The sequence below is a fragment of the Pedobacter frigoris genome (assembly GCF_032678645.1).
Taxonomy (GTDB): Bacteria; Bacteroidota; Bacteroidia; order Sphingobacteriales; family Sphingobacteriaceae; genus Pedobacter; species Pedobacter frigoris_A.
Genome location: NZ_JAVTSP010000001.1, coordinates 823064 through 848497 on the forward strand (window position 1 = coordinate 823064; position 25434 = coordinate 848497).

Genomic DNA, 25434 nt, shown 5'->3' on the forward strand with positions numbered 1-25434 from the left:
GTCCTTTAAAATTAAATGTAAATATATCAAAAAGGCGACCATGACATCACGGCCGCCTTAATCAGAGGTTAATTACTAATAAACTTCAATTACCATCCTGGATTTTGAACCAATAATTTGCTTTTTTCAAGTTCATTATAAGGTATTGGGTAGAGGTATTGTTTGGTTTCAAAAACACGCTGCTGAACTAGCGTACGCTGGAAAAATGTAGTTGCATCTCCGTCCATATTCATCCCGTAAAAATTGCCTCCTTGTTTATCTTTGCCACTTGACTGTTCAGCAATCATCCATCTTCTAACGTCGAAGTAACGCTGTCCTTCTGTACAAAGCTCTACTCTGCTTTCACGACGGATGGCTTCTCTTTGCAATTCCTGATTGCCTGCCAAAGCAGGGTTTAACAATTGAAGATTTGGCAACCCAGCGCGTTCTCTCACAAGATTTGTGTATTTCAACACATCTGCATTACCTGGTTCTACTTCATTTAATGCCTCTGCATAAAGTAAATAAAACTCCGCCAATCTAAACACTATTGATGGTCTGAATACAGCAGCTACACCAGGACTGGTCTTGTGCACCTTCCTGTTAAATCGTTTGTAAAGCATATAACCACTCACAGTAGACTGTCCGCTTCTATCATTTGGCGAACCTTTATAGAAGTTAATCTCTCTATTGGTAACATGCCATTTCCTGCCGGCAAAAAAAACGGTGTTGTAAAACCTTGGCTCTCTGTTGATCCACATATTTGACACATTCACTCCGTTATAAGAGCTCTTACCTGTCTCAGTATATAAGGGCGAGGCCGGTAAAAACCCGGAGTTATTAATCGGCAGCCCATCTTTCATGTAAAAATCATCAACCAATTCCTGTAGAACAGCAGTGTTTCCTAATCCGTTAGGTTCACTTCTTGGAGTTGATCTTCGATCCAATAAGTCACCATCCATACCTCCCCATCCGTTTTTAGCAGTTGCCCAGATAATCTCTTTATTGTAAACCTGAAATAAATCATAGACCGACTTTTCCGGATCTAAAACATTATTTGTATACGCCTTATAAAGTTCGTAGTTACCCTGTTCAGCAAAGCTGATTAATTCTTTGGTAGCAGCCATTGCTTTATTCCATTTGGTCTGGTCTTTTACCGGGAATAGCTTCTTGCCATCTTTATTCGCGACGCCTAATGCCGGTTGGTATCCTCCATTTAGCAATGGGCTTGCTGCATACATCCATAATTTTGCTTTTACAGCAAGGGCAACTCCCTTTGTAGGATTTGCAAGGTAGAGTTCATCAGTTATAGCCGTTTGTGGCAACGACGGAATGACATCTGTTAATTCCTTATTGATAAACGCTACAACCTCATCAACAGATTGACGGGGCAAATCCAAATTCGCCGTGGGTTCTAGTGATGCTGTAACAATAGGAATAGGTCCATATTGTTCAAATAACAGATAATGATAATATGCCCTCATAAACAAAACATTGGATTTAAGCATTTTAAATTCAACATCGTTTAACATATCTGCATCAGTTCCGGAAGCTGGTATTGGCTTTGCTTTTTCAAGGAAAATATTTGCTTGTCTGATTAATTGATAAAGTAGTTCCCAGCGCTGAAAACTTGAGTTCAGTGAATTCTTTGGCGAAATATTGTAATTTGCCACATCTCCGTAACCTGTTGCAATTTCATCACTCATTCCTGTCCATGGGTTACCTATTCCATTGGCGCCAATAATAGCGGAATAATCTGCAACTCCTGACATTACATTTGCATACCAACGTCTGGTGTATGCCGGGTTTTGAAAAACCTGGTCTGTAGATGTAAGTCCACCAGCCAACTCATCAGAGACATCTAAATATTTCTTGCAGGACGTCAAGCCTGTTATTACAAAGAATATAATAATTGATAAATTAAATTTCATCTTTATATATGTTAAGTTCCTTTAAAATGTTAATTCTAAGCCAAATGTGTAGGTACTCGTAATCGGATACGGATTTCCACCATTGGCTCCACCTTGCTCAGGATCGTAGTATTTAATGTCATCCCAAACACCGAGATTATAGCCCATCGCATAGAGCCTTGCTGATTGAATTTTCAATTTACTCAATAATGGTTTTGGTATGTTATAACCCACTTCCACATTTTTTAATCTTAAAAAGGCACCGTTTCTTAACCAAAATGTACTTGCCACTGTATTATTCGCATTGTTTACGTTAGCACTATGGATTCTTGGCATTAAAACACCTTCTCCCTGATTGGCTTCGGTCCACCTGTTTGTTGCAAAAGTCCGGTAGCTGGATTGGTCTACTCCCCATGAGAACGGGTGCCATCCCTCTGGGATTGCCGAACCGAAAATGACTGATGTATTTGCAGTTCCCTGAAAAAAAGTACTTGCATAAAACCCTTTATATTCTACGTTAAAGCCGAATCCATAAACAATCTCCGGATTGGAGGGATTTGATACACCACCTCTTTGCCTGTCAAAACCATCAATTTTGCCATCGTTATTTAAATCTTTGTACTTGATGTCCCCTGGACCCAATTTACCACCTAAAGTTGGCACCGGTAAACCCGGTTTAAGCGTATAAGATTTTGTACCATTGGTATTGTCAGTCGCAATAAAATCGTCGGTCTTATATAGACCATCAGCAATATAGAGCGTATTCTCTCCTACACGTGTGCCGGTAAGCGCCATCCAGGGATAAGGAGTTTTCAATTCATCATATTCTGTAATCTTGTTCCTGGCAAATGTAAAAGTACCCCTGGTGCTCAATTTGAAATTCCCAAAACTCTCTCTTGCGTCGATGCTGGCATCAAACCCGCCATTTTTTACTTTACCGAAATTTTCATATGGTGCGGATCTGAAGCCTGCAACTGCAGGTATGGTTCTTCTTGGCAACAAAATCCCTGATCTTTCAGAAGTGAAATAATCGGCGACAATCTCAATTTTATTATTGAACAAGCCCATATTTATGCCATAGTTTTGCTTGTCTTCAATCTCCCATACAAGGTATGGCGCTTCAAAACGGGATTCTGTTATCCCTGCTCCGTAGGCATTTGTACCACCGGAAGCAGTCATCCCCTGACTAAATGTTGCAGCAGCAAAATTATAAAGCGGTCTGTATAAAAATCTATCCCCACCGGTATTGTCATTTCCGGTACGACCGATGGACGCCCTTAATTTTAGGTTAGAAACTACGCGCTTTAATGCCTCTGGATAGAAGGACTCATTTGACACCTGATATCCTAGTCCCAAAGCGGGAAAGAATCCATAACGGTAGCTTTTGGCAAATGACTCACTACCAGTGTACCCGAAATTGCCTTCAACAAAATAACGATTGTCAAAAGCGTATGTCAGCCTGCCCACCACACTTTGTTTTCTAAAGGCCAAAGCCTGATTGTGTAGTTGACTCTCCTTTTGCATATATAATGCCATAGCAGCAAGTGCATGCTTGCCAAACGTTCTGTTGTAATTTAAAGAGGTCTCAATGTATACCTTTTTGTTTGCACTGTTTCCTTCGGCGGGCTCAGTAAGATCCGGATTACCCGAAAATGTTTTAGAGAAAATCAACTTTCCATTTGCATCTCGCCCGGTAGCATTATATCTGCTCGGGTTATAAGTTCTGGTAGAAGTAAAAGTACCATCATAATCGTAACTCACATTTCCTTTCAGTGCCAATCCAGTGGTGATGAAATCCAGTTTTTGGTTCAGACGGACGTTCGATTGTATTCCGCTTCTCCATTCTTTTGCATAACCGGAATTCATCAGTGAGTTGAAGGGGTTACGCATTTGCGAATCCCGCTCCTGAAGATAGGTCGCTATTGTGCCATCACTATAAACCGCAGGGAAGGTATGCGGGGGTGTAATAAGCATTTGTCTGAATATTGTACCTGTACCAATTCCGGGATAATTTGCCAGCAGGTATTGCCCGCTTAGATCAACACTAACTATTGTGGATTTGCTGACTTCCAAATCAATATTGCTGCGCAGGTTAAATCTTTTGATACCGATATTAGTGCTGTATTTTTCTCCCGGATCATCTTTAAAAATACCACTTTCACCAAAATAAGCTCCAGATACGAAATATTTCGCTTTTTCGGTTCCGCCCCTCACGTTTAAAGTATACCTGTGGTTACCGGTTGTTTTTCTTAGCATCTCATCTATCCAGTTGGTATTTGGATAAAGATCAGCGTCGACACGGTTCCTGTATTTTGAAATCAGTTCCTCTGTAAATAATGGTGCAATACCATCATTATAAAGGGCTTCATTGAACAAAGTCATATATTCCTCAGAACCAACAAATTCCGGCAAACGAGTTGGCTTTACGATACTGTGCTCTGTTCTAAAGGAAATTATCGCTTTTTGTGTCTTGCCTCTTTTGGAAGTAATTAAGATAACCCCATTTGCACCTTCAGCACCGTAAACCGCAGTTGCAGCCGCGTCTTTAAGTACCGAAAAGGTTTCAATCTCATCAGGTTCAATATCATTAATACTTCTTGGCACTCCATCTACCAAAACGAGAGCAGCACTACCTCCGGCAAATGTACTTACGCCTCTGATCCAAAATTCGGAATTGTCATAACCTGGTTCTCCTGACCTCTGTATCGCAATTAAACCAGAAACCTGACCTGCGATGTTGTTAGTTAAGCTCCTGGTTGGAAATTTCAGTTGCTCACCCTTTACTGTACTTATGGAACTGACAACACTTTCCTTTTTCTGTGCACCGTAGCCAACAACTACGACATCTTTCAGGTTATTTTCATCACCACGCATCACCACGTTTATATCGTCTAAACCATTTACCAGAATGTGTTGCGTTTTATAACCTATATAAGCGAATTCAAGGCTATCCTTCAATTCTGCTTCAATAGTATATCGGCCGATATTTGAAGTTTGCACCGCCTTTTGCGTACCAAGCACGCGTACAGTTAAGCCAGCGATAGGTAAACCTAACTCATCCTTTACCGTACCTGACACCTTAAATGCTACGATACTTCTTTTTGTGACAGGTATCTGCCGCTCCTTCACAATAATAGTTTTATTATCGATGATATAAGTCAGCGGTTGATTTAAAAAGCACTGGTTTAAAACATCCGTTAATAAGGCATGTTTCATATTTATGGTAACGGGATTGGCTGAATCGATATTTGTTGAAATGATCACCAAATTATAACCCGTTTGGTTTTTTATTGTCGTAAGTACTGTTTCAAGTTTTGCATTTTTTTCAGAAAGAGTTACTTTCTTTTGTGCAATGCTCTTAGCACTTACCTGTAATAATAGCGTCAACAACAATACAGTTGTAAGTTTCATGGTTAATATAATTTTATTGCCCATACTGGAAGCCCAGTACGATTTAAAATCGTAAATTTTCATACATTTGATTAGTTTGGTTTAAGAAATGAAAGCAATAGAATGAACCTTCAAGTTCAGTTTATAGTGAATGTAATTAATTGTCTGATCCAAATTATAAGCCAGGGGTGCTACAACACCTCTGGTTTTTTTGTGGATCAGATTAGACCAATAATAGAATTATGGCATAACTGATATCCTCCTTCCTTCTAATTTAAATTTGAACTTATCTGTTTTCTCTAAAATCCTCAGTACATCCGATAGTTCCATGTTCCGGGATACAGAACCCATAACTTTAACATTATTCAAATTCCCATTGTAAGAAACCTCAACATCATACCAGCGGGCTAATTTCTTAAGTATCCCTTCCAGATTATCATTTTCAAAAATGAAAAACCCATTTTTCCATGCTACGATCTCCTGCACGTCGACTTCTTTTACATGAATTTCGGCACTGCTAAGTATAGATTGCTGTCCAGGCTTTAAATTTCTTGTTTTACCAGAAGCGGCGACTATTACCGAGCCTTCAAGCAGTGTGGTCTTCGTAGTACTTTCATCCTTGTAACTATTGATATTGAAATGGGTTCCTAAAACTCTAACTTCCTGTTTTAACCCGGCTCCTGATGCTGCCAATACCTTGAAAGGCTTGTTCTGATCTTTTGCCACTTCGAAATAAGCTTCTCCCTCGAGTTCAATACTGCGCTCGGTCAAACCTGCAAAAGTTGGCGGAAATGTTAAGGACGACTCCGCGTTAAGCCAAACTTTTGTACCATCAGGTAAATTCACCTGGTATTGTCCCCCACGCGGAGTCTCCAGTTTATTGTATTTCATCGTAGAGGCAGTATTTTCTGACGATTGTTCACCGGAAATGTGATAGACCAATTGTCCATCCCTGGTTTTAACGATTTTAATTCCCGACTGGCTGGCTAGCTCTCCATTCTTTGCGTCAGTCAGCAATATCCTTGACCCATCCGAGAGTGTTAAAACAGCCTTGTTACCCCCGGGTTTTATATTTGCAGTTAAGTGGGTTTCTGAGCGGTTACCGGATGTTTGGATGTAATAAATCAGGCCGACTGACAAGATTAAGAATACCAATGCGGCAGCAGCATATTTGTAATAAAGCTTAAAATTGATTTGCTTACCGGTATGAGGTGCTTTCGCACCTTTCTCGTTGATTAATATGAGTTGGAGGCGTCTGTCAAGCCGCTGTTTTACCAGATGGTCAACGTCATAATCCCCTATATCCTGAGCAAGCGTCTTGGAGATTAATTCTAAATATATTTTTTTGTAATGATCATCGCTAATCTGAATGAGAAATTCATCCAATTCAGTCGGCGAACATTGATTATTCAGCAGGTTATTAAATTCATTTGAACTATTCTTTTTCATTTATAAGCGCTCTTTCATTAAAGACGCTTCAAAAAAAAATATGGGGGGATGTTCAGTCACTTTTATTTTCTAAGAAACATAAATAACAAAATCGTCATAGATATATCCAGGTTATCCAGCAGATATTGCTTCACGATCTGATTTGCCTTGGTAAGGTATTCTTTTACAGTATGAGGTGATATCCCCATTCTTTCTGCGGTCTGTTTATAAGTAAAGCCATCAATCTTGCACAACTGATATACTTTCCTTTGTTGAACAGACAATTTACTCAAAGCTATTTCTAAAACAGCTTCACTTTGTTTTAGGTGTAAAGATTCTTCAATATGAGAATAATGTTCAGTGGCAACTGCTTTAAAGCGTTCATACATTCTTTCGTCCCGTTGAAGCTTTCTGAAAAAATCATAAACCAGATTCTGTCCTATTTTATGTAAATAAGATTTAAAATCGACTTCTACCTCTATAGTTTCGCGTTTTTGCCATATCTTGGTAAAAAGCTCCTGAACCAGTTCTTCAGCAACTTGTTCATCTTTTACCATTTTTAATGTATTGGCATACATTTGTAAACTATATGTTTTATAAAGTTCGGTAAATGCCGCCTCGTCACTATCTCTAAGTCTATTCAGCAAATCTACCTGATCAATATCTTTTACATGCTGTAAGGCCATTAAAACTTCGGTTTGATGTTAGTTTATAGTCAAATATAACAACTTCTAAGTGAGTATTTATATCAGGCGGAGATTAAACAGATTTTTACAGTTCTTCCTTATAACAAGTCATTGGCCAGATTAGCCAGTTCACTTCGCTCTCCCTTATCCAGGGTGATGTGCGCATATAATGGATGGTTTTTAGCATTCTCAATTAAATAAGACAATCCATTACTTTCCGCATCAAGATAAGGTGTATCTATTTGATAAATATCGCCGGTAAAAACGATCTTGGTATCCTCACCTGCTCTCGAAATGATGGTTTTGATTTCATGTGGAGTCAGATTTTGTGCTTCGTCGACAATAAAAAAGATCTTCGTCAGCGTCCTCCCTCTAATGTAGGCAAGTGGGGTGATCACAATCTTCTCCGTTTTCACAAAATCATCTATCCTTGCCTGCATCTTCGGATCATCATTGTATTGTTCTTTGATGAACCTCAGGTTATCCCATATCGGCGCCATATAGGGATCTATTTTCGATTTGATATCTCCGGGAAGAAAGCCAATATCCTTATTGCTCAATGCGACAATGGGGCGTGTAACATAGATCTGCCTGTAATCTTTACGCTGTTCCAATGCACTTGCAATGGCAAGCAGAGTCTTGCCCGTTCCGGCCTTGCCCTGTATGGTCACCAGCTTTACATCTGGGTTCAACAAAGCATGTATGGCAAAGGATTGCTCATGGTTCCTTGGGGAAATACCAAAGATATTTTTTGGCTTTACTGAAAATACTCGCTCCGATTGAAAATCATACCAGCCCGTTGTGGTTTTACGATTATTCTTCAGGATACAAAAGTGGTTGCCCGACTTGTTAGATAAGTTGAGGTCGGTGGCACTAATACTCCCCTCTGTTTTTAATGCTAGAAAGAGGTCTTCCGGGACTTTATTCAGAATGGTCTTTCCGGTATACAGCTCATCCAGGTTTTTTACCTTACCTGTTTCATAATCTTCGGCATTTAAGTCGAGAGATTTTGCCTTCAGCCGCAGACAAATATCTTTTGAAACCAGCACTACCTTCTTTTGTGGAAATTCCTGTTTCAGGCTCAAAGCCGCATTCAATATCCTATGGTCCATTTTTCCGGCACCGAAAATAGCCTCAGCATCCAGATGGTCAGGTTTGCTATCCATTACCACCTTAAACCGCCCACTCTTACTCCCATTAAGTGGAATCCATTTGTTCATGATTTTTTCTCCTGAAGCTTTATCCATCAATCTGATGAAACTCCTGGCTTCAGCATTACGGGTTTCATTCCCGCTTTTCATATTGTCCAGTTCCTCTAATACCTGAATAGGGATAGCAACATCGTGTTCCTGAAAGCTATGAAAGGCATTATGATCGTATAAAATAACGGAGGTATCTAATACAAAAATTTTCTGCTGCTGGGAAGGTTGCTTTATGGACTTGCTCATGATATTATAAAAATAAGCAATACAAACAAAAAAGCAGCCCTAAAGAGCCGCTTTTTTGTTTAAACCGTTATATTTTGAGTTAAAATAGTAAATAGATTTTGAACCCGAGATCTTTGATAAAGCCTTGAGTACTTAAGTCGAAATTGGTTGTAGTTTGCTTCTGATTGTCACCACTGGAGTATCCACCTTTAGTTTTCATAAGACTGTAACTAGCATCGGCAGAAAGCAGCCTGGTTTCTAATGCAAATCTTTTTGAAAGAAACCAGGTAATACCACCGTAGGCACCTAGATTATATCCGTTGCCAGACACCTCAGTAGCACTGGTAGATATTTGAGTATGATTTGTTTCGGTGTAGGTGTATCCGGCTCTTCCACCTGCATAGGCAAATAGACTTTTAACAATAGGATAATAATGTTGATAGTTGAGATTTCCACCGTACTGTTTAGTTTTATACTCAGTATCACCACTCTTTTGATCTTGCTCCCCATAAGTCAAATCAATACCTAGCTTGGTATTATCCTTAATAAATAAACCATAGCTGAGGCTGACTGAAGTACCGGTCGATTTGTTTTCAGTGGATTGTCCGGGACTGGAATACTCGTACTTATTAGAATTTGAATTAATCCCAAAACCCAGAGCACTTGTTCCTTTTGTCTGAGCGTATCCACAAACGGATAGCAATACCGCCGCAGCAGTAAATAGTTGTTTTTTCATATGTGTTTTATTTGTGTGTGGCCTAAATATAAACACATTAATTCTCAAAAATCAATATTTATTATTCGACTTATGTAACATAATTAAGACTAATGATGTGTGGATTATCTGTAAACGTAATCAAAAGGAAATTTTCATATAAAAAAGAAAACGGAGACTTTCTTCTTTCGATTCAAGTTCTCCGTTTCCAATCATTTACAGCCTTAGCTGCAAATAACTATCAATTGCTTTTGTGCCTTTAACCTTCCGTTGTGTTTTTTAGTCCCGAAGAACTTCAAACCCCGATAAAATTACCTCTTTATAAATTGTTTCGTAAAACCTTTTATACGATCTGTAATGTCTGTTGGACTCAGCCAAACCAATTGCTTTGCAGCGGACCGGTAAGTTTAGATCTATCTATATATTCTCTGTCTCCTTCGAATATTAAGCGTCATATGCTGTTCCTGAAATTGCCAGAATCTTTCTGCCCTTAGGCTAAGTATTCTTTTTGGAATTTCTTTCAGACTGTCAAAGTACGTGCTAATTGATAGATCTAATATACAGACCTTTACAATAAAAAGCAAGTTTTATTTCATTAAACTTATACACAAGTTTCTAACAATTTTTGCACAGTTATTTGTGCTTTATACACACTTTATTCACATATTTACGGTATATCGACCCATTCTATGAAGAAATCATCGCACCTGCTCCTGCTGATCTTGTTCCTATCAACAACTGTTTATCTTCAAAGCTGCCGTCAAAAAGATAAAAAAAAGCAAAAGATTAGCAAAGAGGCCATTAAAGAGCGTTCTATAAAAGATTGGAACAAAACCATTCCCGGTAGTTTCAACCATAAACAGGAGCTGTTTTTCGACACATTACAGATCGCTTCATTTCTGGAGCAGTATCCTCAACTCACTGAATATAAGGAGTCTATAGCTAAATTCTACTCGGGAAGAAATTTTGCCTACGCCTGGTACAGCAAAAGCGGATTGATAGAACAGGCGGGTAATCTTGCCGACAGGGTAAAAAACCTTCCGGAAGAAGGCATTACGAAACCTATCCCCTACATTACCCAGCTGGATTCCATGCTTTACCTGAAATCAGCTAAGAAGCCTGACCTCAACCTGGAGTTAATGCTTACTGCTCAATATTTTGTTTTTGCCAAACTTGCATGGCAAGGTATGGATGCTGCAATCAGTAAAAAAACACAGTGGTTCTTGCCCAGGAAAAAGTTTTCTTACGAAGAATACCTGGATAGCCTGGTAAAAACTCCCGGGAAATTTGCAGGTATTGGTGTTGCCCCTGTCTACAGACAATACGAATTGCTTAAGAACTTTCTATTGAAATACAAAGCATTGGAGGAAAAGGAGAAGTGGCCTGCCATCATTGCAGATCAAAAGTCTTACAAGCCAGGTGATTCCTCTCCCGTGATTTCGCAGATTAAAACACGATTGTTTAAACTGGAGGATTTCAAGGGGGACACTACAAACATCCTATATGACGATAAATTGCTAGAGGCAATGAAACAGTTTCAGGAAAGGCACGGTCTGGTAGCCGACGGCGCCATAGGCAAAGGCACACTGAATGAATTGAATGTACCGCTCAATACCAGGATCAGGCAGCTGCTGGTAAATATGGAACGCAGCCGCTGGCTGCCGGTACAGGTAAACACAGATTACCTCGCAGTAAACATCCCTGAATTTAAACTCCATGTATATCATGCCGACAGCCTTTTGTGGAGCTGTAATGTGGTGGTAGGTCAGTCTGTCCATAAGACTGTAATTTTTGCAGGAGATATGAAATATGTAGTTTTTAGCCCTTATTGGAATGTCCCTCCCAGCATTGTTAAAAACGAAGTGCTGCCAGATATGCGACGCAATTCAAATTACCTCAGGGACCACCAAATGGAGGTTACCGGACGCGAAGGAGGATTGCCGGTCATCAGACAAAAGCCAGGGTCTAAGAATTCGTTGGGCCAGGTAAAGTTTTTGTTTCCGAACAGCTACAATATTTACCTGCACGACACGCCTTCGAAAACATTGTTCAATGAATCATCCAGGGCATTTAGCCACGGTTGTATCCGAATAGAACAGCCAGCTAAACTTGCGGGCTTCCTGCTAAGAAACGCAAAGGGATGGGATGGAGAAAAAATAAAGGAAGCCATGAACTCAGGAAAGGAAAAGTACATTACATTAAAGGAAAAAGTTCCTGTTTTTATTGCCTACTTTACCGCATTTACAGACAGGAACAACCTGTTGAATTTTAGAAAGGACATATATGAGCGCGATAAACCTCTGGCAGACATGCTATTAAAAAAAGATTGATTTTTTTCAGCTACAAGTGTAGCGATATACGGAGTTGGATCGTTTAGTTTATTGAGAGCGTTAAATTAGATATGGGGGTTGGGTCTGCGGATCCAGCCCCTTTTCTTTTTAAATCACTAACCACAATAGAAACAATACACATATGACCAACTCACCCGCTAAACCGCTGTTAAAATCATTATTGGCAATAGCCATCATTTTAGGAATGCTCATGGTAGTATTAATATTGGATTCCTGCAAAAAAGATCCTGTTACTACTGTCAACACTTCTTATTTGAGCGTCACCAATACCTCACCTACTTTAAGTACCTTCAATTTTTACCTGAACCAAAGTAAGGCAAATACAGGCGCTTTACCTTTTGGGGGGACAATTCCTTATCTTCAGGTGAATCCTGGTGAGTACAATGCAAAATTGACCACAGAAGATAACACAGAAAGCCTGCTTACCAAAAAGATTGTCCTTGAAAAGGATAAAATTTACTCCTTGTTCGTGATTGACAAAGCCGACAAATTAGATTATCTGCAAATTACTGATGACATCAAAGTCCCGGGGACAGATAAAGCCCTTATCAGGTTCATCAATCTTTCTCCTGATGCTACTCCGCTAAATTTAAGCGTAAAAGACGGAGCTGCCATTGCCACCGATAAAGCCTATAAATCTGCAGGGGCTTTCCTGGAAGTGGATGCTAAATTATATACTTTTGAGATCAGGGATAAAGCTACAACTGCAGTTAAAGCCGAATTGAAAGATGTAGATATTAAAAAGGGCGGTATCTACACAGTGATTGCTAGAGGTTTACTGAACGCTACTGATACTGAAAGGGCTTTTAGCGGACAGGTAATCACCAACAAATAGTTATAGCTCATTGTCTTCAATTGCCTTTATTTTTTCAAGCCGTTTTACATGACGCTCTTCATTTGAGAATTCGGCCTTAAGAAAACTAAAAACAATATCCTTGGCAAGTTCTATACCCACAACACGCTCTCCAAGGCACAAAATATTGACATCATCGTGTTCTACCGACTGATGTGCAGAATAGGTATCATGGCAGACTCCTGCCCTGATACCTTTAAATTTATTAGCAGCAATGCTCACTCCTACGGAGCTTCCACAAATCAGGATCCCTCTTTCTCCTTCTTTATTAAGCAGCGCCAAAGCAACATCTGCAGCATGGTCAGGATAATCTGTTGGTTGTTGGTTATAGGTGCCTTTATCTATCACCTCATAACCATTTTGCTGCATTACATCAATCAATATCTCTTTGTATTGAAATCCTGCATGATCTGAACCTATAATAACTTTCATGATATCCTGATTTATCTATTTAACTCTTCTTCTGTGAATGCTTTTTCACGCCCCTTATATTTTGCACGAATAGCACCTATATCTTTAACATCAATCTTGCTGCCATCGTTTTGCCATGAATTTCGGATAAAGTTAAGCACCTGGGCGATATCTTCATCAGAAATCTCCTCACTATGCCCTATACCAGGCATATCAGCAGAAATTTCCGGCGACTCGTATACATGCCCATTCACTTTTATTGGCCCGGTCAGTCCATACATCACAATGGAAATCAGTTTATTTTTATCTCCATTTACCCATTCTGATTTATTCAAAGGCGGCGCCAGTGATTTGATGCCATTGCCATCAGGTGCATGACAGGTCTGACAGGTAGAAAGAAATAATGCAGCACCTTTTGGATACGCCTTCGCGATGAGTTCAGGATCTCTGTTCTTTTGTGTGCTTTTAAAGTTATTAATCGCACGCTGCAATTGCTTGTTGATCCGCAATGCAGTATCAGGCAGATCTTTTGCAATAGCCTGTTTAAATAGCTCTTCCTTGTAAGTCAAAGTGCTCACCACAGCATCGATCACAAAATTATCATTTGGATACTTTTTAACCACAGATATCAGTAGAGCATCAGCTGATTTGTCATTGAAGGGCTTGATGTAATTGGCTGTATAGGCTATATATGGGGCTGCAAGCTGGTCATCATTTACGATCAGTTGCTGCAATGCATCGGCATAAAACTGATAGCTTGAAGTATTGATCACGGAAGGCAATACGCTCAATGCTTGTGCCCTGATGATCCAGTTTGAATCTTTCAGCAAGGCCAGTACTTCGTTGGTCTGCAATGCATCAACTCCCTCTAAAGTCCACATGGCATGTATAACCTGCAATGGGTTGGCGCGGTTTTTTAACGCTGCTTTTAAATAAGGTATAGCATTTTTATTCTTCTGATCTACCATGACCTGCTGCGTAAGATCCCTTATAAAACCGTTTGCATTACCCAGTAAGGCTACCTGCTGCTGAGGGTCATTAGGAATGGTAACAAAATTAGCCTTCTTGTTTTTGGGAACAATCTTATAGATCCTGCCGCAACCCAAAGGCTCAGAAAGATTTCTTTTGGCAAATTCATTTCTTAAATAAGGCGTTACATAGGTTTTATGCTGTATAATGCCGCGATACATGTCGACCACATACAAAGCTCCATCCGGGCCATTGTATAAGCTCACAGGTCTGAAACGCTCATCTACACTAGCCAGAAATTCTTTGTTCTGATAAGCCTGTTTTCCTTTTATTTTAAATCCATCTTGTGTCAGGATATCTCTTTTGATCAGGTTACCAGTCGGTTCTGCCACAAAAGCATTCCACTTGTACGCATCACCAAACAGATCGCCCCTATAAATCACCGGCCCGCAGGCTGCCGTAAATTCTTTAAGCCTCAGACTATCGTCCAGCATTCCGGGTACATAGCCTCTGTTTATACCTGTAGTAGGTCTGATCGGATAAACACGGTTATCAGCCACTGAACGTTCATTGTATCCCGATACACCCCTTAAATTTTTGTTGCCCGCACCGAATCCGGGCGAAAAGAAATCACCGATCAGGTTAGTCGAATTGTCGTTGTAATACAAACGGCCATAGTCATCCTGGGTTATACCCCATTGGCCCCTGAAATGCGTTTGTTCTACAATCCATTTATCGCCTCGTTTTCTAAAACGCTTGCTGTCTTTGGCATTGTAAATCCAGTTGTCCAGCGCCCTCATGAGCCCGTTTGGCTGATGCTCTACATTACCCTCATCGGCAAACTTTGCATCTACCAGCGTCCGTCCTGCAGGTTTATCATTCTTAATTTTATAGTACCACAACCTGGGCGGTTCCGCAACCAGTATCCCATCCTCAATCAGGCATATAGATCTTGGCAGCACCAGTGAATCCAAAAATACTTTTCGGGTATCTGCAACGCCATCATGATTTTTATCCTCCAGAATTACAATCTTGCCGCTTGGCTTATCTTCACCTCTACCCATAGAATCAGGCATGTAACCGCTCATCTCTACCACCCACATGCGACCATTGGCATCAAATGACATGGCGACAGGAGTACTTACCAATGGCTCAGCAGCTACCAGTTGGACATCAAATCCATCCTCGATCCTCATCTTACCGATGGATTCCTGGGCAGGCACTACAGGGGAGGTACTAAAATCAATTCCTTTTGCTATCCCTGTAATATTGTTGGAGCCAACTACGCTCTTATAACTCTGGCATTGGTATAGAGAAAACAATGCGATTACCAAAACGACATATTTATATGATTTCATATTCATTAAGAACCTCTCGCTCAATTAGTTTTTTCAGGAGTCTGACTAAGCACTTTAAGTAAATAACCCCAGAATTTTAGAACTGAAGATATCTTTACTTTTTCGTCTGGTGAATGTGCTCCGTGGATGGTTGGTCCGAAAGAAATCATATCCATACCTAGAAGATGTGCTCCTAAAATACCACATTCCAGCCCCGCGTGACAAGCATTCACATCTGGATCTTCAGAGAAAGTTTCCTTATATATACCCGTCATCAGCCTCAATATGTCTGAATCTGCATTCGGTTTCCAGCCAGGATAATCGCCGCTTCTGGAAACATTACAGCCCATGATTTCAAATGCCGCCGCAACGGAATAAGCCACATCTGTTTTGCTGCTTTCCACACTGCTGCGCTGAAGTGATTGTGTGATAAAATCACCTCCCTTTACAATAACACGCGCGAGATTTGATGATGCTTCTACCAGGTCTTCAATATCCGGACTCATCCGGAAAACGCCATTTGGGAGTGCATATATAGCATTTATGATCTTTACAAAATCTGAATGTTCAACAGCATGTGACGGAACTTCAGCTGTATCTGCAGTGATGTTTAATGATGGCTCAATCGAATTGTATTCAGTTTTAATGACTTCACTGAAGTCTTTTATAAACGAAAGAAATGCTTCTTGCTGATTGTCTGGAACTACCACTACTGCTTTCGATTCTCTTGGTATTGCATTCCTTAAGCTTCCTCCATCTATTGTACTCAGCTGCAATTCGATATCTTTAATTGCATTGAACAATAAACGGTTCATCAGCTTATTGGCATTTGCTCTTCCTTTATGAATATCCATTCCAGAATGCCCTCCCAACAGACCTTTAATGGTCACTTGAAAAGCAACACTTCCATTGCTTACCGGCACTTGTTTATAGTTATAAATGGTATTGGTATCTATTCCACCGGCACAACCAATCGTAAGTTCATGATCTTCTTCTGTGTCAAGATTCAAAAGTATGGTACCGGATAGATTGGCTGGATCAAGCTGTTTTGCTCCGGTCATTCCGGTCTCTTCATCAATGGTAAATAATGCTTCTACAGCCGGATGCTGAATGTCCGAAGCCGCCAAAATACTCATAATGGTCGCGACCCCTATGCCATTATCAGCTCCTAAGGTGGTACCTTTTGCTCTTACCCAGTCATTCTCCACATACATATCTATCCCCTGGGTTTCGAAGTTAAAAGTACTGTCGCCATTCTTTTGATGCACCATATCCAGATGTGATTGCATGATCACAGTTTTCCTGTTTTCCATGCCGGCTGTTGCAGGCTTTTTAATGACTACATTTCCAATCTGATCTTTTATAGTCTCTAATCCCAGGCTATTGCCAAAATCAACCATAAACTGAATTACTTTCGCTTCTTTTTTTGATGCACGTGGTATCGCATTCAGGCTTGCAAAATTTTGCCAGAGTGCCTTAGGCTCCAAATCCTTAACTTCCATTTATAATCTATTCATTTGTATTTAAACAAACTTAAATAAAAGTTTCCAGAAACACTTGTAGAGGCTGTTATATACTCTTTTTGTTGCATTAAAAACCAAAGAAGCGCTCCTTACCTCCTACTTTTCCGCCAAAATTCTGGATGTTATAAGTCAGGGTCATCAGTCCATATCGCCCCAGATTATTGGTCTGCATATCCCTGATTGAATTCTCAGAAATATAGACAGTACGTCCCACATTTGAATTAAGGATATCATTCACCGAAAACTTAAGTTGCAGGCGGTCGTTTTTCAGGAACAGGAAATATACACCTGCATTCCACATCTGCAAACGATTGTTGAAACCAGCTACTTTTTGATTGTTGAACTGTATATTATAATTGCTTTCCCACACCACTCCTTTTGGAAACCGGACCACGAGTTCTGAAGAACTGGTCTGAGAGATTGTTCTTAAATCGGTATAAAAGGGATCATCGTACATGCTTTTATTCGATGTTATCGAATATCGCTGGCTAAATTCAAACTTATCATTCAGGTTGAACCTGATATTTGCCCTTGGCGTGAAAGAAAAATTATAGGTGTTACTTTTGATATCATTAACGATTACCAGACTTTTACGATAACCAGTACTGAAACCTAAACCAACGTTAATCTGTGTTTTCTCGTTCTTATAGTCCTTACTTAAATTTCCAAACATAGAAAACGACCATATCCCATTTACATTCACAGGCCTGCTGGTCTGTACACCTTCAGCACTTACCTTTCTGGACATCACAGTAGAATTATCACGCAAACTTCCGTTTATACTAAAATTGTAATTCATAGACTGCTTCAGGTCATACTTGAACATACTCAAATAAACACTATGAGATTTTTCAGGCTGGAGTGAAGTATTTCCTTCCTGAATGAATAGCGGATCAGTATTGTTTGCTACCGGCTGTATAGAGTTTACATTTGGCTCTGAAAATGAAGGGGTATATTGCATGGACAGAATCTTGTACCTTACAGACAGTTGCGGAGCGAAAAAAGCATAATTCTGGTTAAAATTCTCGTACTTGATGAACCTGTTTCTCAAACTTATGGTGTTGAATACCATACCTGGATTAATATCCAGATCTTTGGTTATTCTCCACCTTAGTGAAGAAGCGAGGTTATTTTTAATTCCACTTTGCCTCACCGTCTCTGAAAGAGAAGGCACTGCTATATCAAACGACTGATTCAGTGGATTTTTATAAAAGGTAGCCAGGGCGTTTTCATTGTCAAGATAATTAGATCGTGCTACAAATGACAAAGACAGCTCTTTACTGATCGGTTCGCTATAATTAGCAGAGAGTGACATTCCAAAATTCCGCACTTCATTTCCCCTTAACTGATCAATATTCCTGCTTGTCCCATCGTCGTAAAAATTGACTACTGAAGTGTTAAAATTATCATTTCCATTGTCTTTTTTATTGATATTTAAATTTGAATTAAACGACCTGCCTCTCTTCTTAAAACTCCTGTTAAGGGTAGCAGAGACAGAATAATCTGTATTGCTTCCATCGGAAATACTATTATTCTCAGCATCATTGATTTTGGTATCACTGCCACGATAGCTGTTCTTGAGATCCAACCCATCGCCTCTACTTGTCCCTAAAGATACTGAGGGAGTAATAAATAAACTGGTAAGACTATCTATTTTAAAATCTATCCTTCCGCTAATGGTGTGGATATAATTCTTGTTTTCTTGTTTTGAACTGTTCCTTGTAATCAGACTGCCCTGACCTAGCTTCTGATCTTCATTAGTTTCTCTGGTGATCAAGTCGCTGGTTTGTCCATAAAAGTACTTCGCGTTTATTTTAATGCCTTTTTTAGTAACTGTATTAAAATTGGCTCCGGCTCCTGCTGAGGTCTGTACTCCTGAGCCAAGTCCGCCGAACGATATATTATCCAGACTAAAGCCACCACTGGAACTTATCATCATCGAACTGGAACCGCCCCTTGCAAAGCCTCCAATCCTTTGTATATCAGCCATACTAAACCCAGGCTTGTTTACATTATTGCCATAACCTAAAACACTAACTTGCGACGTATCTCTAAAAACATTGAGAATTCCCCCTGTTTCAAACAGTTCCGCTGAACCGCCTCCCCCATACAATTTACCAAACATTCCCTGCTTGATTGCTCTTTTTAATTTGAGATTAATAACCTGAGGAACATCGGCTGCAACTAAATCCGGATTTGCACGCTTGGCCTCCTGATCGTCCATCACCTGCACCTTGTCGATAATATTAGCAGGCAGGTTCTTGGTAGCAATTTGCTGGTCTCCGCCAAAAAACTCTTTTCCATCTACGAGGATCTTACTTACAGATTTACCATTTACCTTAATATTCCCGTCGTCATCAAGACTCACACCCGGCAGTTTTTTCAACAGATCTTCTACAACCGCACTTGGCAGGGTCTTGAATGACTCCGCATTAAATTCTATGGTGTCTTTTCGGACTATTATAGGCGGCCGTTCTGCCTTTATCACTATTTCCTGGAGGTTATTGGCCTTTTCAGACAATATCAATTGTCCCAGATCTATTTTAGGTGATGAGGCTTCCAGCATCACCTCTTTACGCAGGATGTGGTACTGCCAGGCATTAATCACCAGTTTGTATTTTATACCCGTTTGCAGACCATTGATCACAAATACGCCTTTATCATCTGAAAGTTTATAGGTAATGAGCACAGTATCCCCCGCTTTGAATACTGATACCGTAGCATAATTGAGAGTCACTTTGTGATTGGTACTGTCAACAAGAGAACCTGTAATGACACCATTCTTTTGCGCGAACACAACGCAGGAAAGCAAAAGAAAAAATAAGGAGAGCGTTATCTTTTTCATAATTTATATTTGGCTGAAATAATCTACTAAAAACTTAGTTAAAGATAATTATAAAATTATAACATCCAAAAAAATCTACATTATATTAAAATGACACAACTAAACGGAAAGAATCTGATATTAGCGGTGTTTAATATTTTGTACTATATGAAGCAATTTCTTTTAGCCCTTTTCTTTTCAGCCTTCGCAACCTTGGCTTACAGTCAGGAACTCACTCCCGGAACAGAGATACCTAAGGCAGTTTTTTATAAAAAAGCTGGCGGAACATTTTCAACGGACCAGATTGCTAAGGGAAAAAAGACCTTGCTGATGTTCTTTGATGCTACCTGTGGTCACTGCCAGAAAACAGCTGCTGCAATGTCTAAAAGAAATAAGGAATTCGCCGACATCAACTTGATTTTAGTAACTCAGGATGAGCAACGGTCTATAGATTACTTCATGACGAATTATGGAAAAGCATTATTGAGCATGAAGAATGTGAGTATTTTGCAGGACAAAGACCATGTGTTTATCCCCCTGTTCCACCCCAAACAATACCCTTCATTGTATTTATTCGGATCTGACAGGAAACTGATCTATTATTCAAGTAACGATAATGATGTACCTAAATTCTTCAAACTGATCAAGCCTTAATCAGCTGATTGGCGGTTATTTTTTGATAAGCTCCATCCCAAAGTTCTAGACGTTTTCTTAATGATGCTATAGTAGCTTCTTCTGCTGCTTTCCAATAGGTGTCATTGTCACCACAAAGCTCAGCAGTCATTTCAAGTGCCAGATGGCTATGGTGATCTCCGTCTACTTCTATATGCCTGTCCAAATAATATTTAAACAGTGAGATCTGATCAGGAAACTTTTGGTTTAAATCATTGACAATGGTCAGAAACATATTTGGAATCAGGTCTTCCCTGCCAAATGTAAATGTGCTGGCCTGAAGATGCGCTTGATTACTGTAAATGGTTTCAAACGTAAAATCCACAAAACTTTGTGCAGCAGCAGGAGTTCCGGCAACACGATAAGCTCTTTCAAAATCATTTGATTCCTTTAATGCTGCAATAAAACTATGGATTTCAGCGGTATCTGCTCCACATTGTTCCATCGCCTCCAGGTACATCTCAAAATGACTTTTTTTTATGCCATTGGCATCAATGTCTGATTCTTCTCCCGCTACGATCTCATTGATCAAAGACCTGGTATTTCCTGAGCCTACAGGAAACCACGGCAAAGTAGTGCAGGTAAGATTAATTTGCAAGGATTTTAAGAGCGACATGAAATCCCAAACCGCATAAACATGGTGTTCCATGAATATTCTGAGGTCTTCAATATCGTTAATTACTGAATAAACCTTATGATTTATAATTTCCTGCCTAAGGGGCTCTATTGCAATTTGAATTCTCTCCAGCGCTGCCTTCATTTGATCATTTTTTATGAGCGGCAAAGATAATTGTTTCTGCTTTAAATAATTCAGGTTCTTGTCAGGCAACTTTCATCATTGATATTTTATCGACCGACATAACTCAGTTGGGCATTTCTCTTATTTCGTGAAATCAGCATCCATGCAAAAGCTGCTCCGATCAAGGCCATAACAGATCCCACCCATACTGGCGATGTATAATCGTACCCCGCAGCAAGTGGCAATCCGCCTAAAAAAGCACCCAGTGCATTTCCAATGTTAAAACTCGCCTGGCTCACTGATGCTGCAAGCATTTCGGAACCCTTTGCTGTATTGATCATCAACATCTGTATTGGTGCGGCCAGCGCAAATGCCACAGCTCCGGTAATGAAAGTCATGATTAAGGAAATAACCTGATTACCTGAAACATAATGAACAATAAATAAGGTAACTGCCATTACGATCAACAGCGATATACAGGCCTTGGCCGGAGAAAATTTATCTGCCAGTCTCCCTCCTATGAAATTACCTACCAGCATGCCTAAACCGGCCAATACCAAAATATAAGTGATGCTGTCTGCAGAGAATCCAGACACGTCTGTCAATAAAGGTGCAATATAGCTGTACCATGAGAATAACCCACCGGTGCCAATAGCGATCATCAGAATGATCAGCCAGGCTTCTGGCAGTTTGAAAAAACTCAGTTCTTCTTTTAAATTCCTGTTTTTAGTAGCTGGTAATGCAGGCATCCAGAGTTTTAAGGTCAGCAAAGTGACCAGACCCACTATAACGATGATGATAAAAGTGTAACGCCATGAGTAATTGTGGCCTATGAAAGTACCAAGAGGAACTCCGAGTATATTGGCGACCGTAAGTCCGGCAAACATTAAGGAAACTGCCTGTGCTTCTCTGCCCTTATCAGCAAGCCGGCTGGCTACAACGGAACCAACGCCGAAAAACGCCCCGTGAGGCAGGCCTGCCAACAAACGCGCAACAAACATCGTGGTATAGTCTGGAGCGAATGCCGATAGCGCATTAAAACCGGTAAACATCATCATTAAGACAATCAGGATTTTTTTCGGCGGATAACTGCCCGCTATTGCGACAAGTAGCGGAGCTCCGATAACAACACCAAGGGCATATGCAGAAATCAAATGACCTGCCTGCGGTATGGTAATCGACAGATCTTTAGCAATATCCGGAAGTAAACCCATCATCACAAATTCTGTGATCCCGATTCCTAATCCTCCAAGAGTTAATGTAAGCAGGCTTCTTTTCATAAAAAACATTGTAGTTAGTGTACAAATTACACACCACAAAAGTAATGATAAAAATGCCTGCTTTCCGTCTATTTTTGGTAAAAAAGAATCCTCATTTTCTCCTGCAGTTCGCCTGCCTTCAAAGTTTGTTTCTGTATTTTTAGATAGGCCACCAGATCTCTGTAAGCTGCAAGATGATACGGATTGGAGGCAATCGCCTTTTCCAGGGATGCTGCGCTTTCTGAGGCAAGTCCGTTTGCTTCCTGTAATTTAGCTGTAGCATATAAATACCCGCCCATATAGAAATTATCACCGGTTAGGTTCATACTTTTTAATAAGTCTGCGGCCTTTTCTTTGTTACCCGTCTTAATCAACAGGTTGATGTATCTAATCTGATCAGCTCCTCTAATCTGGTATTTTCCCGTCAAAAATGGTGTCAGGTAGGTATTCACGCTGTCTTTATTCCCATCAGCATTGTAAAATTCAGCAATCCTCAGGTTATAGTCCGTCCTGGCATTTCCGGACGCGCTAAGAATTCTCTGGGCTTCTTTTAGTGTGTTGATCGCTTCCGGATATTGGCCGTTAACGGCCAATGCGTCGGCGTACATATTCCTGTATTCAAAGTTCTGTGGTTTTTGGGCTACCAGATTTTTCAAAACAGCTACCGCTGATTGATCTCCCATTTCAGATTTGAGCACAGCCGAAAAAGCTGAAGCATCATCTATACGGTCTCTCAGATAAGTTGATACCCTTGCCCCGGTTTTAGCATATTGGTCTGCTACTTTGATCGCATCGGCAAGCATCGCATTTCTTTTGTAAAGCTCTCTCAACAATCCATTTACCCTGGCCAGCTCCTGATAATCATCTTCCAGCTTCAGTGCCTTTTGGAGGTAACCGGCCTGTTGTCTGATGGAACTTTGCTGATCAATTTCTTTGGACTGGTACTTCGCTCCTATTAATGCAGCGTAGGAAACATATATAGGTGCATATGTTGAATCTACCGACCTTGCTTTCATCAGCCATTTTTCTGCTTCCGTTAGGTTTTTACTATTGATAAAGAAATTGCTCATTGCCAGGTACGCCGGCAGGTATTTATCATCATAAGTCAGGGCTGTATCCAGGTAATTCCTGGCTGCTGGAGAACTTCCGTATCTTTTGCTAAGGTTTAAATATACTTCGGCCCAATTGCTGGCCATGGCTTTTTGATCTCCGGCCAGGTATGCCTTTTCTTTTTTTACCAGCTGGTCCAGAAAATGATACATATCCGGATCCTTAGTTTTCAGATCCAGCGTAGTATTCATTGATTTAAAATCCAGCGGATGTACTTTTACCGGTTCAAAGAATGCCGGGTAAGTCTGGGCAAAGTATTCACTTTCATTATTCTGAGAGTAGTAATCGAGTGTACGCTTTTCTTTCATTGCGTTGTAATACAACTTTCGGATCTGCCGGTTTTCAGCATCTGTAAGTACGGTCCCATGAAACAGGTGTACATATTCGTGCAAAACCACATTACGTTCCAGAAAAGCACCCCGCTCTACATACTCTATAGCGGCAGCTCCGCTTCCTACTCCCCTGATGTCCATCCATTGACGGTTGTCAAATGTGGTCATGTACCGGAATGAAGGCGAACGCATGGTGATCGCCAGATCGTGATGCAGTGGCGGAATCCTGAAATTGTTGTTTTGCCTGGATAAGAAAGGGAAATACACCACAGAAGTATACATTTGATTCCACACCATCGCCTTGGCTGTTTCTCCGGGATAGTAAGCTACATCTGGAAAGACCTTTAAAAAGTTCTCCCTGTCGGCTATTTTAGTGGTATTTAACACATTGGTAATGGAATCAAACACCTGCAGGTAGGGAATCCGCTTTGATTTAATGACTGCAGACAGGCCATTGTGTGCAGGTCCATAATGTTTTTTTATACTCAGGACTTTTTTAAACAATACCTCCGCCGAATCTAATCTCATTTTGCGGTCCTGATCGAAAGCACTGTAATAAATCGAAGCGCGGTGCATCAGCGGAAGTACAGACTTCGGGTATTTCTGTTGAATAACCCTGGTAAATTCCAATGCAGATTTTACGTCATTGGATGTCACCAGCGAGTCTGCTTTGGCCAGTTCCTGCCTTATGGCCTCGTCATCCTTCTCCGCATAATCTGCATAAGTCAGATTGGTATGGCCATTGCCCCAATGCCAGTGCGTCTGGTAGTGCAGCGGATTGATATTCAATGCCAGTTCCCATTGAGCAGCCATAGCGTTCAATTGCGTGGCATCGATCCTTCTCCAGATGGCATAGCCATAACTAAAACGGGCATCTGCGTTAAAAGGGTCCAGTTCCAGGGATTTAATCAAAGGCTTTTCTGCCTGTTCCGGATGTTGGTTCCAAAAGTATACATCTGCTTCTAAAAGATAAGAACCTGCACTTTTTGGATTTACAGTTGCTACTTTTTTAGCGATTGCCAATGCATTATTGTAATCTTTTTGAAGTAACCTAACTCTGCCCAGCAGCAAATTACCCGCCTCGCTTGAGGCATTGCTTTTAATAATCCGCTGTGCGATTTCAGCAGCTTGTTGTAGTCGCCATGCCTGTATCTCCAGAAAACCTTTCAATAACAGCGCCTTTTCATTTTTTGATGATTGCTTTAAAACGCTATTGACTAGTTTTTCTGCCTCTTTAAAATCATTGTTCAAGATCAGATAATCGGCTAATAATAACTGATAGTCAACACCCTTATGTTTATCAATGATGAGTTTAGCTTCTCTCCACAATCCCAATTGCAACATACGGTCTACCGTTTCAATATCTACATTAGCTGAACCTGCCTTTTGAAGCAACTGCCCTCTGGCATCTTGCAGTGCCTGCTGTATTTTTAGGGTTTCATCCGGATGAATATTTTGTGATTTTGATTCGTAAATGTTAAATAAGAGCACAAACAGGAGGCAACTAATTCTTCTCATC

General features: G+C 40.3%; 16 protein-coding genes. 3 read left to right on the forward strand and 13 right to left on the reverse strand.

The window, feature by feature from the left end:
• Positions 1-89: 89 nt before the first annotated feature.
• The 6 genes from R2Q78_RS03690 to R2Q78_RS03715 all read right to left on the reverse strand — a co-directional run bounded on the left by R2Q78_RS03690 (position 90) and on the right by R2Q78_RS03715 (position 9556).
• Positions 90-1910: a RagB/SusD family nutrient uptake outer membrane protein gene (locus R2Q78_RS03690; RefSeq protein WP_316788986.1), complete on the reverse strand. Its 1821-nt coding sequence runs from the start codon at positions 1908-1910 to the stop codon at positions 90-92.
• 21 nt (positions 1911-1931) lie between these two features.
• Positions 1932-5363: a TonB-dependent receptor gene (locus R2Q78_RS03695; RefSeq protein WP_316788988.1), complete on the reverse strand. Its 3432-nt coding sequence runs from the start codon at positions 5361-5363 to the stop codon at positions 1932-1934.
• Positions 5364-5519: 156 nt separating this feature from the next.
• Positions 5520-6728, reverse strand: a complete 1209-nt coding sequence (locus R2Q78_RS03700) for a FecR family protein (protein ID WP_316788989.1) — start codon at positions 6726-6728, stop codon at positions 5520-5522.
• A gap of 62 nt (positions 6729-6790) precedes the next feature.
• Complete coding sequence (locus R2Q78_RS03705) at positions 6791-7393, reverse strand: RNA polymerase sigma factor (RefSeq protein WP_316788990.1); 603 nt, start codon at positions 7391-7393, stop codon at positions 6791-6793.
• 98 nt (positions 7394-7491) lie between these two features.
• On the reverse strand, positions 7492-8841 hold the full coding sequence (locus R2Q78_RS03710; RefSeq protein WP_316788992.1) for a PhoH family protein: 1350 nt from the start codon (positions 8839-8841) through the stop codon (positions 7492-7494).
• Positions 8842-8920: 79 nt separating this feature from the next.
• Positions 8921-9556, reverse strand: a complete 636-nt coding sequence (locus R2Q78_RS03715; protein WP_316788994.1) for an outer membrane beta-barrel protein — start codon at positions 9554-9556, stop codon at positions 8921-8923.
• 668 nt (positions 9557-10224) lie between these two features.
• On the opposite strand from R2Q78_RS03715, the gene R2Q78_RS03720 reads away from it, so the two are divergent.
• Together R2Q78_RS03720 and R2Q78_RS03725 are read left to right on the forward strand one after the other, a co-directional pair.
• On the forward strand, positions 10225-11865 hold the full coding sequence (locus R2Q78_RS03720) for a murein L,D-transpeptidase (protein ID WP_316788996.1): 1641 nt from the start codon (positions 10225-10227) through the stop codon (positions 11863-11865).
• A gap of 142 nt (positions 11866-12007) precedes the next feature.
• A complete protein-coding gene (locus R2Q78_RS03725; protein WP_316788997.1) occupies positions 12008-12721 on the forward strand; it encodes a DUF4397 domain-containing protein in 714 nt (237 codons plus the stop codon).
• Here R2Q78_RS03725 and rpiB read toward each other — a convergent pair whose 3' ends face one another.
• The 4 genes from rpiB to R2Q78_RS03745 all read right to left on the reverse strand — a co-directional run bounded on the left by rpiB (position 12722) and on the right by R2Q78_RS03745 (position 19824).
• The gene (gene rpiB / locus R2Q78_RS03730; protein ID WP_316788999.1) at positions 12722-13171 is read right to left on the reverse strand and encodes a ribose 5-phosphate isomerase B; all 450 of its coding nucleotides are present in this window, start codon (positions 13169-13171) and stop codon (positions 12722-12724) included.
• A gap of 11 nt (positions 13172-13182) precedes the next feature.
• The gene (locus tag R2Q78_RS03735) at positions 13183-15477 is read right to left on the reverse strand and encodes a c-type cytochrome (RefSeq protein ID WP_316789001.1); all 2295 of its coding nucleotides are present in this window, start codon (positions 15475-15477) and stop codon (positions 13183-13185) included.
• Positions 15478-15497: 20 nt separating this feature from the next.
• Positions 15498-16958, reverse strand: coding sequence for an aminoacyl-histidine dipeptidase (locus R2Q78_RS03740; protein ID WP_316789002.1), 1461 nt, complete (start codon positions 16956-16958; stop codon positions 15498-15500).
• Positions 16959-17046: 88 nt separating this feature from the next.
• The gene (locus R2Q78_RS03745; RefSeq protein ID WP_316789004.1) at positions 17047-19824 is read right to left on the reverse strand and encodes an outer membrane beta-barrel protein; all 2778 of its coding nucleotides are present in this window, start codon (positions 19822-19824) and stop codon (positions 17047-17049) included.
• A 147-nt stretch (positions 19825-19971) separates the two neighbouring features.
• On the opposite strand from R2Q78_RS03745, the gene R2Q78_RS03750 reads away from it, so the two are divergent.
• The gene (locus R2Q78_RS03750) at positions 19972-20457 is read left to right on the forward strand and encodes a peroxiredoxin family protein (protein WP_316789006.1); all 486 of its coding nucleotides are present in this window, start codon (positions 19972-19974) and stop codon (positions 20455-20457) included.
• On the opposite strand, the gene R2Q78_RS03755 is transcribed toward R2Q78_RS03750, so the two are convergent.
• The 3 genes from R2Q78_RS03755 to R2Q78_RS03765 form a co-directional block, all read right to left on the reverse strand.
• Complete coding sequence (locus tag R2Q78_RS03755) at positions 20447-21235, reverse strand: DUF3050 domain-containing protein (RefSeq protein WP_316789008.1); 789 nt, start codon at positions 21233-21235, stop codon at positions 20447-20449. The genes R2Q78_RS03750 and R2Q78_RS03755 overlap by 11 nt on opposite strands.
• Before the next feature lie 86 nt (positions 21236-21321).
• The gene (locus R2Q78_RS03760; RefSeq protein ID WP_316789010.1) at positions 21322-22494 is read right to left on the reverse strand and encodes an MFS transporter; all 1173 of its coding nucleotides are present in this window, start codon (positions 22492-22494) and stop codon (positions 21322-21324) included.
• 68 nt (positions 22495-22562) lie between these two features.
• Positions 22563-25433: a tetratricopeptide repeat protein gene (locus tag R2Q78_RS03765; RefSeq protein ID WP_316789011.1), complete on the reverse strand. Its 2871-nt coding sequence runs from the start codon at positions 25431-25433 to the stop codon at positions 22563-22565.
• Between the last annotated feature and the right edge of the window lies 1 nt (position 25434).

Excerpts from the sequence above, each read along its gene's own strand:
- R2Q78_RS03690 (WP_316788986.1), bottom strand. The coding sequence starts at position 1,910 with ATGAAATTTAATTTATCAATTATTATATTCTTTGTAATAACAGGCTTG.
- R2Q78_RS03695 (WP_316788988.1), bottom strand. The coding sequence starts at position 5,363 with ATGAAAATTTACGATTTTAAATCGTACTGGGCTTCCAGTATGGGCAAT.
- R2Q78_RS03700 (WP_316788989.1), bottom strand. The coding sequence starts at position 6,728 with ATGAAAAAGAATAGTTCAAATGAATTTAATAACCTGCTGAATAATCAA.
- R2Q78_RS03705 (WP_316788990.1), bottom strand. The coding sequence starts at position 7,393 with ATGGCCTTACAGCATGTAAAAGATATTGATCAGGTAGATTTGCTGAAT.
- R2Q78_RS03710 (WP_316788992.1), bottom strand. The coding sequence starts at position 8,841 with ATGAGCAAGTCCATAAAGCAACCTTCCCAGCAGCAGAAAATTTTTGTA.
- R2Q78_RS03715 (WP_316788994.1), bottom strand. The coding sequence starts at position 9,556 with ATGAAAAAACAACTATTTACTGCTGCGGCGGTATTGCTATCCGTTTGT.
- R2Q78_RS03720 (WP_316788996.1), top strand. The coding sequence starts at position 10,225 with ATGAAGAAATCATCGCACCTGCTCCTGCTGATCTTGTTCCTATCAACA.
- R2Q78_RS03725 (WP_316788997.1), top strand. The coding sequence starts at position 12,008 with ATGACCAACTCACCCGCTAAACCGCTGTTAAAATCATTATTGGCAATA.
- rpiB (WP_316788999.1), bottom strand. The coding sequence starts at position 13,171 with ATGAAAGTTATTATAGGTTCAGATCATGCAGGATTTCAATACAAAGAG.
- R2Q78_RS03735 (WP_316789001.1), bottom strand. The coding sequence starts at position 15,477 with ATGAAATCATATAAATATGTCGTTTTGGTAATCGCATTGTTTTCTCTA.
- R2Q78_RS03740 (WP_316789002.1), bottom strand. The coding sequence starts at position 16,958 with ATGGAAGTTAAGGATTTGGAGCCTAAGGCACTCTGGCAAAATTTTGCA.
- R2Q78_RS03745 (WP_316789004.1), bottom strand. The coding sequence starts at position 19,824 with ATGAAAAAGATAACGCTCTCCTTATTTTTTCTTTTGCTTTCCTGCGTT.
- R2Q78_RS03750 (WP_316789006.1), top strand. The coding sequence starts at position 19,972 with ATGAAGCAATTTCTTTTAGCCCTTTTCTTTTCAGCCTTCGCAACCTTG.
- R2Q78_RS03755 (WP_316789008.1), bottom strand. The coding sequence starts at position 21,235 with ATGAAGGCAGCGCTGGAGAGAATTCAAATTGCAATAGAGCCCCTTAGG.
- R2Q78_RS03760 (WP_316789010.1), bottom strand. The coding sequence starts at position 22,494 with ATGAAAAGAAGCCTGCTTACATTAACTCTTGGAGGATTAGGAATCGGG.
- R2Q78_RS03765 (WP_316789011.1), bottom strand. The coding sequence starts at position 25,433 with ATGAGAAGAATTAGTTGCCTCCTGTTTGTGCTCTTATTTAACATTTAC.